At 33.8% G+C, this 8,303-nt stretch carries 13 protein-coding genes and 1 tRNA gene; 6 read left to right on the top strand and 8 right to left on the bottom strand.

Annotated features, from left to right (window positions below):
• Window positions 1-74: 74 nt before the first annotated feature.
• The 3 genes from J5G60_RS14610 (at window position 75) to J5G60_RS14600 (ending at window position 2,492) form a co-directional block, all read left to right on the top strand.
• The gene (locus tag J5G60_RS14610) at window positions 75-1,241 is read left to right on the top strand and encodes a VanW family protein (RefSeq protein ID WP_150358721.1); all 1,167 of its coding nucleotides are present in this window, start codon (window positions 75-77) and stop codon (window positions 1,239-1,241) included.
• A gap of 125 nt (window positions 1,242-1,366) precedes the next feature.
• Window positions 1,367-1,453 (top strand) — tRNA-Leu (locus tag J5G60_RS14605).
• A gap of 370 nt (window positions 1,454-1,823) precedes the next feature.
• Entirely contained in the window at window positions 1,824-2,492 is a 669-nt protein-coding gene (locus J5G60_RS14600) for a class I SAM-dependent methyltransferase (RefSeq protein ID WP_150358722.1), read from the top strand.
• An 89-nt stretch (window positions 2,493-2,581) separates the two neighbouring features.
• Here J5G60_RS14600 and J5G60_RS14595 read toward each other — a convergent pair whose 3' ends face one another.
• Window positions 2,582-2,728 carry a hypothetical protein gene (locus J5G60_RS14595; RefSeq protein WP_179978386.1) on the bottom strand — a complete coding sequence of 49 codons (147 nt, stop codon included), beginning with the start codon at window positions 2,726-2,728 and terminating at the stop codon, window positions 2,582-2,584.
• Window positions 2,729-2,927: 199 nt separating this feature from the next.
• On the opposite strand from J5G60_RS14595, the gene J5G60_RS14590 reads away from it, so the two are divergent.
• The 3 genes from J5G60_RS14590 to J5G60_RS14580 all read left to right on the top strand — a co-directional run bounded on the left by J5G60_RS14590 (window position 2,928) and on the right by J5G60_RS14580 (window position 4,868).
• Window positions 2,928-3,260, top strand: a complete 333-nt coding sequence (locus tag J5G60_RS14590; protein WP_150358723.1) for a PadR family transcriptional regulator — start codon at window positions 2,928-2,930, stop codon at window positions 3,258-3,260.
• A gap of 3 nt (window positions 3,261-3,263) precedes the next feature.
• Window positions 3,264-3,986, top strand: a complete 723-nt coding sequence (locus J5G60_RS14585) for a DUF2812 domain-containing protein (RefSeq protein ID WP_150358724.1) — start codon at window positions 3,264-3,266, stop codon at window positions 3,984-3,986.
• A 108-nt stretch (window positions 3,987-4,094) separates the two neighbouring features.
• On the top strand, window positions 4,095-4,868 hold the full coding sequence (locus J5G60_RS14580) for a CPBP family glutamic-type intramembrane protease (RefSeq protein ID WP_150358725.1): 774 nt from the start codon (window positions 4,095-4,097) through the stop codon (window positions 4,866-4,868).
• Between the two features lie 58 nt (window positions 4,869-4,926).
• On the opposite strand, the gene J5G60_RS14575 is transcribed toward J5G60_RS14580, so the two are convergent.
• From J5G60_RS14575 to J5G60_RS14545, 7 genes are all read right to left on the bottom strand, one after another.
• On the bottom strand, window positions 4,927-5,697 hold the full coding sequence (locus tag J5G60_RS14575) for a CPBP family intramembrane glutamic endopeptidase (RefSeq protein ID WP_236035328.1): 771 nt from the start codon (window positions 5,695-5,697) through the stop codon (window positions 4,927-4,929).
• A gap of 41 nt (window positions 5,698-5,738) precedes the next feature.
• On the bottom strand, window positions 5,739-6,161 hold the full coding sequence (locus J5G60_RS14570; protein WP_150358727.1) for a ClbS/DfsB family four-helix bundle protein: 423 nt from the start codon (window positions 6,159-6,161) through the stop codon (window positions 5,739-5,741).
• Window positions 6,162-6,231: 70 nt separating this feature from the next.
• A complete protein-coding gene (locus tag J5G60_RS14565; protein WP_150358728.1) occupies window positions 6,232-6,651 on the bottom strand; it encodes a YjdF family protein in 420 nt (139 codons plus the stop codon).
• A gap of 165 nt (window positions 6,652-6,816) precedes the next feature.
• A complete protein-coding gene (locus tag J5G60_RS14560; protein WP_179978390.1) occupies window positions 6,817-7,101 on the bottom strand; it encodes a tyrosine-type recombinase/integrase in 285 nt (94 codons plus the stop codon).
• A 62-nt stretch (window positions 7,102-7,163) separates the two neighbouring features.
• Window positions 7,164-7,253, bottom strand: coding sequence for a tyrosine-type recombinase/integrase (locus J5G60_RS19230; RefSeq protein WP_207708025.1), 90 nt, complete (start codon window positions 7,251-7,253; stop codon window positions 7,164-7,166).
• An 89-nt stretch (window positions 7,254-7,342) separates the two neighbouring features.
• On the bottom strand, window positions 7,343-7,777 hold the full coding sequence (locus J5G60_RS14550; protein ID WP_150358730.1) for a hypothetical protein: 435 nt from the start codon (window positions 7,775-7,777) through the stop codon (window positions 7,343-7,345).
• A gap of 110 nt (window positions 7,778-7,887) precedes the next feature.
• Complete coding sequence (locus J5G60_RS14545; RefSeq protein ID WP_150358731.1) at window positions 7,888-8,193, bottom strand: hypothetical protein; 306 nt, start codon at window positions 8,191-8,193, stop codon at window positions 7,888-7,890.
• Window positions 8,194-8,303: the final 110 nt, after the last annotated feature.

Raw genomic sequence — 8,303 nt, 5'->3', positions numbered from 1 at the left:
TACGGTCTCTTTGTCTCGGAGATGTGTATAATAGACATGTATAATATCTATGTGAAAATAAAGAGTTGATGAAAATGAATCAAGGAAAACGCTCCCGGAAAGCCAAGAAAGCTAAAAAAACTTTGAAAAATAAATTAATAATATTAACTATAATTGCTTTAGCTGTTTTTATGGGTATAAGCTGTGGGTTTGTAGTATATCATTACAATGATATAAAACATTGGAATAATTTGATTTATCCTAAAGTTTTTATAAATAATGCAGATCTTTCGGGGAAAACTAAACTAGAGGCTAAGAACATAATAAAAAAGGAATACTCTGATAAAATAGGGAAAAAGAAAATTAACATAATAGTAGGAAATAAAAAGTATGAATTACTCTATTCAAAGTTAAATCCTTCATATAATGTAGATGAAGTTGTGAACGAAGCGTATTCCTATGGAAAAGATGAGAATATATTCAAAAAATATCGATTATTGAAGAACCCAAAAACTGTAAGCTATCAATTGAAACTTTTTTATGATGCAAAGCCTGTAAAAAATTTAGTGAATGAAATTGAAAATGAAGTCAATTCAGATCCGGTCAATGCATCTTTAAAAATGGGAAATGTTGGTTTTGAAGTAATTCCACACCAGGATGGCATTAAGCTAAAAAAAGAAGATTTGCAAAAGGAACTGATTTCCAAAATAGATGGAAGTATAGGGCAAAATCCAACTGTAAAGGCTAAGTTAGAAATTATTCCAGCTTCAATAAAAGAAAATGAACTTAAAACAGTAGATACATTGATATCCAGTTTTAGTACAAACTATGGTTCCATATCATCTTCAGAAAGAGCAAATAATATAGCTCTTGCTACAAAAAGCATAAATGGGTATGTAGTAATGCCTGGAGATACTTTCAGCTTTAATGGAGTTGTAGGTCAAAGAACTGCTGCGAAAGGGTATCAGGCCGCACCTGTTATTGTTGGAGATAAAGTTGAATCAGGGCTTGGAGGGGGAATATGCCAGGTGTCCACTACTTTGTACAATGCAGTTCATAATGCAGGCCTTACTTCTACGGAGAGAAGTCATCATTCTCTTCCAGTACATTATGTGTCAGAAGGAATGGATGCTACAGTGGATTATGGAAACATAGATTATAAATTTAGAAATGATTTTAAATATCCTGTGTATATAGAAGGGTATATTTCAGGAGGGAATGTAGCATTCAATTTATATTCGAATTCTGCAGTTGTAAAATAAAAGAATTGATATATGTAGATGAAAACGTAAGTTATTTTTCTATTGTTTTCTGATTTTAATTATGATATACTATTTAAGTAATAAACGGACTGTTTCAGAGAAAAATCTGTAAACCGTCCAACCATGCGGATATGGCGGAACTGGCAGACGCGCTAGATTCAGGTTCTAGTGAAAGAAATTTCATGCAGGTTCAAGTCCTGTTATCCGCACCAATAAAAAACCTTGTGTTAAAAGTTAAATCTACACATGGTTTTTTATTTTCCCTTTGATCAATAACTATATCTCAAGCTGCAGTGGGGATAGGTATTGTTCTTACACTGCTTGTGGCTATTACAAAGAATATAATACCTGGCATTTTGTTTCATATTGTATTTAATATTAGCGGAACTATTTCAAATGTTAAAAATATCGTACAGGCTTATTTTATGGCTGTGATTTTGGCTATTTGTCTGTTTTATACAATGTACTTATTAAAATTCCTGAGGGAAATTGCTAATTGATTATAAAAAACTGTAAATAGTTTTCTGAAAAAATTTATAGTATAATAAAATAGTGTAGCTTGAAAAAGGAGGTAAATAGAAAATGATTCTATCAAAACCATGGGACTGGACTAAAAATTCTAATGATAAATGGCTTGTGCCCTGCATGGAAAGTGCATATTTTGCTGAGATATGGAAAGCACAGAAATTTCAACACTTCTTGGATTTAGGCAGTGGACTTGGGCGACATTCTATATATATGGCCCATAAAGGTTTTTCTGTAACTGCTGTAGATTTATCAGACTATGGCATCCGGCATTTGTCCGATTGGGCCAAAAGAGAAAGTTTGGATATTGAAACTCGTCTATGTGATATGCTCTCGCTGCCATTTTCGGATAATAGCTTTGATTGCATGTTTGCTTATAATGTAATCTATCATACAGATACTCAGGGTTTTGTAAAAATATTGGATGAGATTAAGCGTGTATTGAAGCCTGGAGGAGAGATATTCCTTACTCTAATTTCAAAAGGAACATGGGATTTTCAGAATGCCGAGGAAAGCCGACGGCTTGATGACAATACGATTCTCCGCAACGAGCATGAAACAGAAAAAAATGTCCCGCATTTTTATGCAGATTTAAAAGATATTGAACATTTTTTTAGTGACTGGAAAATGCTGAGTTTACCAAAAGAGTGGTGTGAGTATGGCTTGGATAGATCCAGGCACTACAGCAAGCACTGGTCACTCTGGTTAAAAAAAGTTTCTGTTTGATGCATTCAGGCATAATTATGGAGAGAGTGTTTGCTTCTCAACTTGCTTTCACTGTTTTTTCAGTGCTTTCTAACATTTTAGTAGAACAATCAAGGAGTCCCTTCATTGTGAATTGGGTTAGGTATTTTTATCAGGCGTGGAAAATATTGAATCCCAATTTCATCTTTATGTATTTCTACAACAATCAAAGCAGTAAAAATTGCCATAATCAATTCTACGTCAATATTGCGTCTCATCCGTCTCCCACCTGCCATCTTCTTACAATTTCGATGAAGCTGCTGTAAAGAAAATCTACATGTTTAAGCTCATTTTTTCCCTATATAACCAAAGAAATGCTAATAACCTTATTAATTTTATATCTATTGACATATATATCATTAAATGATATAGTATATTAAATGATATATCATTTAATGAAATATTTAGGAGGTAAACATGCCTAGAAATAATTCTCTAAAGATGGGTGAACTCACAGATGCTTATTATTATATTTTACTTTCTTTAATAAAACCTAAACATGGATATCTGATTATGAAGTCAATTGAAGAAATGTCTCAAGGTAGTTTTTCAATAGGTCCTGCATCATTATATACGAGTATAAAAAAACTTCTTGAGGGTGGTCTTATAAAACTTAATGGGGATTCACAACAGAAAAAAATTTATATTATTACAGATAAAGGTATTGAGTTTTTAAAAAATGAGGTTAGAAAAAAACGAAAAATGGTCGAGATTGCTGAGAAGATATTTAATAGTGAGGAGATGTTATAAGATATGTTTAACACAAAATACGTTATGAGAAAAGGTTTGGCTTTGGCAGAAAATGAGGAAATGGAGATGCTGTCATCTTATGCTAGGGAAGGCTGGATTCTGTATAAATTTGGTACTTTAGGGTATAAGCTAAAAAAATCCAATCCACAGCAATTACAATATTCCCTTGATTATAGAAACAACCCGGATAAAGAATATTTTTTGTACTTTAAAGAAGCCGGATGGTCTTACGTATGTTCTATAGGAAATACAATTCACATATTTAGTGCACCTGAAGGGACAAAACCAATATATACTGACAATGATACTGAATCGGAAAAATATGTGGGCCAGTATGAAATGACAAAAAAGATTGCAATACCATCGTCGCTATGTACTATTTTGCTTCTTATTTTAACATTGCTTTCCAAATACGGCTATATACCTGATATATATAGAAAGATATTTGGCATTCTTTTAATAGCATCGGTTATAATTACTGTTTATACAGTGATTCCATGTATGTCTTTTTATTCCAAGATAAACAAGTCAGGGATAAAGGAAGAGACGAAAAACAGGAGTAGAAATTATAAGATTGCCTATGCATTATTAACAATTATGACATTATTATTAGTAAGTCTATTTTTATTAAGTAAATTTAATTTTTTAAATATAGGTAATGCTGTATTCTATGTAATTTTCTTTATATGCATTTTATTAGGGATATTCATATGTCTTATCAAATAGAAAGTCTTCAGAAACCTTTGAGTTTGCCTAATTCCATAAGAAATGATATGCTCACGTTATGTATATCTGAATTTCTGTATTGAGAAAAAATAAAGCGTGAGGTAATATATGATAAAATCAAATGTAAAATATTTTATGTTTTTGATGACAACTTTAATATTATCAGTACCGTTTTATATCTGGGGTGCATTCTTTCCCGTTAAAGGGCTGCCTTTTGGCCTGCCAATCAGCTTTTTAATGATTATGGTACCTTTCTTCTTGTCATTGATATATGCATGGAAAGAAAATGGAATAGAAAGAATTACATTTTTGTTTAAAAGTATTTTCGATATAAACAGGGCCAGCAGATGGTGGATAATTTTTTGTCTGGCATGTATGCCTTTAGTTACGGTGTTAACATATTTTACAATGCGGGTGTTTCCTTTTCCGCTGCCGGCAGAAATAGTGTTTCCCTATAGAGAGATTCCGCTGATGATAGCTCTTTATTTTCTGGGAGCAATACCTGAAGAATTTGGATGGACAGCTACCTTGACTGAACCACTGACCAAAGAATATGGGCCAATTAAAGCAGGTATAATTATCGGGGGAGTGTGGGCCGTCTGGCATATCATTCCCTGGAGCTGGGCACATCCCGCAGGATGGATTATTGGAATGTGCATTTTAAATGTTCTTATGAGAACTGCAATGATCTATGCCTATATGTATGGTGGCAAAAGTTTGTTCACAGGTCTGGCTTTTCATACCATGATAAATGTGACAACAGGTATTTTCCCCAACTACGGCTCACATGTAAACACATGGCTTTTTAGTGCATGGATGGCTGTTGTACTGTTGTTGGTTATATGGTTTGTAAAAAGAAAAAATAAAGCTTATGAATACTGATGATCCTATTGATGTTTTTTTCATCTTTATTCAAAGACCGTCATATCTCTGAAGTACATTATACACGAAATGTCTGTTTATAATGTGCTCTGCTTTTCCAGTAGATAAATAGGACAACAAGGAAGGATATGGTCTGGGCAATGGCAATGCGGAGCATTTGCAATTCATCTGTGCCGGAGGCCGTTGCCATATGTAAAATGTTGATGATTATATTATTTGTGAAGTGATCAGCCATAGACATCCAGAGTGAACCTGTAATTTTAGTAAGCAGACAGAATTTTATTCCTGTAATTCCTGTTGTTAAAATAAGTATAAGGGAAATCATGACAGTTCCGCTCATGCTGGTTTTTCCGTCCAGTAGATTGCGCATAGGAGCTGCTATATGCCAGATGCCAAATAGGAGAGAGGATAAAACAGCAGCTTTGACAAAGGAGTATTTTATTTCGAAGAGTTTGATGAACAAACCCCGGAAGATACCTTCTTCCATGGCCACATTTATAATATTCCCGATAATGCAAAAAGTGAAAAACAACAAACCGGTTTGTCTGCCTTGATTTCCATCAATGGCATAGCTGGTTACATAGATCTGCAGTGAAGGGGTGTTACCTCCTGACAATTGCATAAAAAATTCAATACCATAGGCAATTGTAAATACGGCTGCTCCAAGCAGGAAGCCATATAGTGCATTTCTGACTGCTGATCTGCCAGTGAAACCCACTTGAGACCAGCTGAATGAAAAATATCGTATTGAAAATGCCAGCACAAGGATACCAGCCAGTTTGTGTATGAATGCTTCACCGAAGATACTCTGATCAGTGCGGATAAACATGTATTCAAATACTCTCAATACAAAACATATCAGATAAATAACTAGTATGATGGAGTTGATGAGGCCCATTTTCTTCCACCGGAATAAAACAATTCTTCATCACTAAACTTGTTTATCCAGGCAGTAAAGTGATCAACTGTGTCAACAAACATTTTTTGCAGTTCTTTAAGGGAATGGTTCTGATATCTGTGGTAAAATTCCTGGTACAAACCACCCAGGCCATTCCATCTATATCCGGCAGCCGGTGTGATAACTTCTTTGCATTCCAGTTCATCATGATCCCATTTTAATATTAAATTCGTCCATCCAAGCTGATATGCTATTATTTCCTGAGGAGTTCTATCTACTTCACTGAAACGTAAATCCTTGTCACTTTCCAGAAGACCATTGAATTCTCTAATGAATATATGGGCCGTTTTTCTGATTTCAGAAATTAGAGCTTCTTTGCTGTTGTATTCCTGCATCGTTTAGTATCCCTCCCTTATTTTATTTTACTATCTAAAATTTATTTTAACATAAAAAAAGCACAGAGTGTTATCGTCCTCTGTGCTTTTCCTTATGCTTTTTCTGTCTTAATGCAAATTGTCTTTTCTTTTCTGCTTCACGCTGCTGGCGGGAGCGGGATTTCCGTTCAACTTTGCATTGCTCCCGTTGAAGCTTCAGTGCCTGCTGTGCCTTTGTACCAATGCCTGTTTTCTGCAATTGCCTTTTTAGTGTTCGCTGCATTCGTTTGGGGTTTGTATGCTTTTCATCAGGCCCTATTGCTTCAATGGATGGACTAAATTTTAACCTATTCCAGTTTTTAAGTACAAAATCATAGATTTCGCAGTCTCTGGGTTCAGCACCAAAAGTGATTTTACAAACTTCATATTTTCCCTTGTATTCGCATTCGCAAACACCTACCCAGAATGGTTCTTCAAAAAATACAGTTAATTTCGACAGAGTTTTGTCCATAGATATTCCTCCTTTATGTCTGCCTTGCAAAGAACGGACAACCAAGGAGGCAGGTTACTTACAGTTTAAACTGCGTCCGGACTACCAACCGGAACTGTGTTTTTATCTTTGCTGCTTAAATACTAGCTTTTTTAGTGGTGTCTGTCAAGATTGACACCAATTATATTACATTGCTTCGAGCAATTTCAATGCTCTGCTGGCAAAAGTATGTCTAAGTTGATGAATGGTTAAAGGCTTATCAATATCTGCTTTTTCAAGCATTCTTGACAGCAGATCATGAAAACCATTATTATCAATAGGATTATTAAATCTTGTACGGGCAATAAATTTGTACTTCATATTAAAAAGATTATACACAGCTTCTAAGTTTTTGATGGCATTTATGGCTTTACTGTTTAATGGAACTGTTCTGTTACCATTTACAGTTTTAGTGCCTTTCAACAGCCACATATATTTTTTCTCGCTTGCTTTACGAATGCGATTAACAACTCTTACCATATTCTTGTTGACTGTTATAATCTTCTTTTCAAGTCAACATCTTTCCATCTTAGTGCTATAATTTCTCCACGGCGTAATCCTGTATTCAGCATGAAGATAATCAAATTTAAGTGTATTAGTAATGGTTTCCCTTAATTGTTTTTCATTTTTGCAACTTTTTCTAGTCTTTTAACTTCATCATCCTCTAAAATAATCATTTCTTTTTCATCCTTAAACTGACTTTTTTCGGAATGATGACGTTAATCATTGGATTCCTTGCAATATTGCTTTTTGTATAGGCATGTGCAAAACATTCATCAAATATCTGTTTTATCTTTTTTACTGACGAATAAGAAAGTGTCTTACTTTTCTTATTCAGGAAATTTTGTATCTCAACTGATTTGATATTTCCAAGTTGGTGATGTCCGAAGGCATTTTTAATATGTGTATTGAATATTTCTTCCATTCTGTCAAAGTTGCTATTTTCAATAGCTGTGATTTTAAATGTAAAAAGACAATTTTCAATATAGTTACTTAGAATAATTTTTTTATTTTCTATTACACTGTAAGCAACAGCTTTCTTAAATATCTTTAATTTTCGTTTTACCTCTGTTTCTGTTTTTCCATATTCATAATGTGGTTTCGTCATGTTTTCATCTTTATATTTTGCTACCTATCTCCAATCTTTTCGTCTGTAAATACTACCTTCACCATAATCTCTATATTTTTTGTTTTTCTGTTCAACTGTAACCATTGATCTCACTCACTTTCTACAATCTGACAGTCAGCTGTTTCCACATTAAGTAATAAAATTTCATAAATCTGACTATTTAAATGATATGAATCAGAGGTTTGCAGCTTGTTCAATTCCAATTCCGATATTTCTGAAAATAAATATTCATGTTTACTGCGTCTACCAATAGATCGGCAGCAATTACTTCTAGTACGTATCATTACTTTTCTTACTATATAGTCAAATTGGAATTGAATAGTTGTCTGAAAATCTTGATGAATCTGATGATTGAGTTTTTCAAATGGTACTTTGCTGAAGGAAGATGGTTTCATAGAATATCACCTCCTTTCTTAGTCAGTGAGAAAATAGGCGTTTGCGAAACGCTGTAATCCGCATAAATGCGGTATATTTCTTGCTGCAAAATAAAATAACTCCTCACTGA

Origin of the sequence: Clostridium sp. HV4-5-A1G, assembly GCF_900184915.1 — a bacterium.
Classification (GTDB): Bacteria; Bacillota; Clostridia; order Clostridiales; family Clostridiaceae; genus Clostridium_B; species Clostridium_B aromativorans.
This window is presented reverse-complemented; position numbering and strand designations above follow the sequence as displayed.

Bases quoted from the DNA above. Each gene is read 5' to 3' on its own strand.
- J5G60_RS14610 (WP_150358721.1), top strand. From the start codon at position 75: ATGAATCAAGGAAAACGCTCCCGGAAAGCCAAGAAAGCTAAAAAAACT.
- J5G60_RS14550 (WP_150358730.1), bottom strand. From the start codon at position 7,777: ATGACGAAACCACATTATGAATATGGAAAAACAGAAACAGAGGTAAAA.
- J5G60_RS14590 (WP_150358723.1), top strand. From the start codon at position 2,928: ATGCCTAGAAATAATTCTCTAAAGATGGGTGAACTCACAGATGCTTAT.
- J5G60_RS14565 (WP_150358728.1), bottom strand. From the start codon at position 6,651: ATGGACAAAACTCTGTCGAAATTAACTGTATTTTTTGAAGAACCATTC.
- J5G60_RS14600 (WP_150358722.1), top strand. From the start codon at position 1,824: ATGATTCTATCAAAACCATGGGACTGGACTAAAAATTCTAATGATAAA.
- J5G60_RS14570 (WP_150358727.1), bottom strand. From the start codon at position 6,161: ATGCAGGAATACAACAGCAAAGAAGCTCTAATTTCTGAAATCAGAAAA.
- J5G60_RS14575 (WP_236035328.1), bottom strand. From the start codon at position 5,697: ATGTTTATCCGCACTGATCAGAGTATCTTCGGTGAAGCATTCATACAC.
- J5G60_RS14585 (WP_150358724.1), top strand. From the start codon at position 3,264: ATGTTTAACACAAAATACGTTATGAGAAAAGGTTTGGCTTTGGCAGAA.
- J5G60_RS14545 (WP_150358731.1), bottom strand. From the start codon at position 8,193: ATGAAACCATCTTCCTTCAGCAAAGTACCATTTGAAAAACTCAATCAT.
- J5G60_RS14595 (WP_179978386.1), bottom strand. From the start codon at position 2,728: ATGAGACGCAATATTGACGTAGAATTGATTATGGCAATTTTTACTGCT.
- J5G60_RS14560 (WP_179978390.1), bottom strand. From the start codon at position 7,101: ATGTGGCTGTTGAAAGGCACTAAAACTGTAAATGGTAACAGAACAGTT.
- J5G60_RS14580 (WP_150358725.1), top strand. From the start codon at position 4,095: ATGATAAAATCAAATGTAAAATATTTTATGTTTTTGATGACAACTTTA.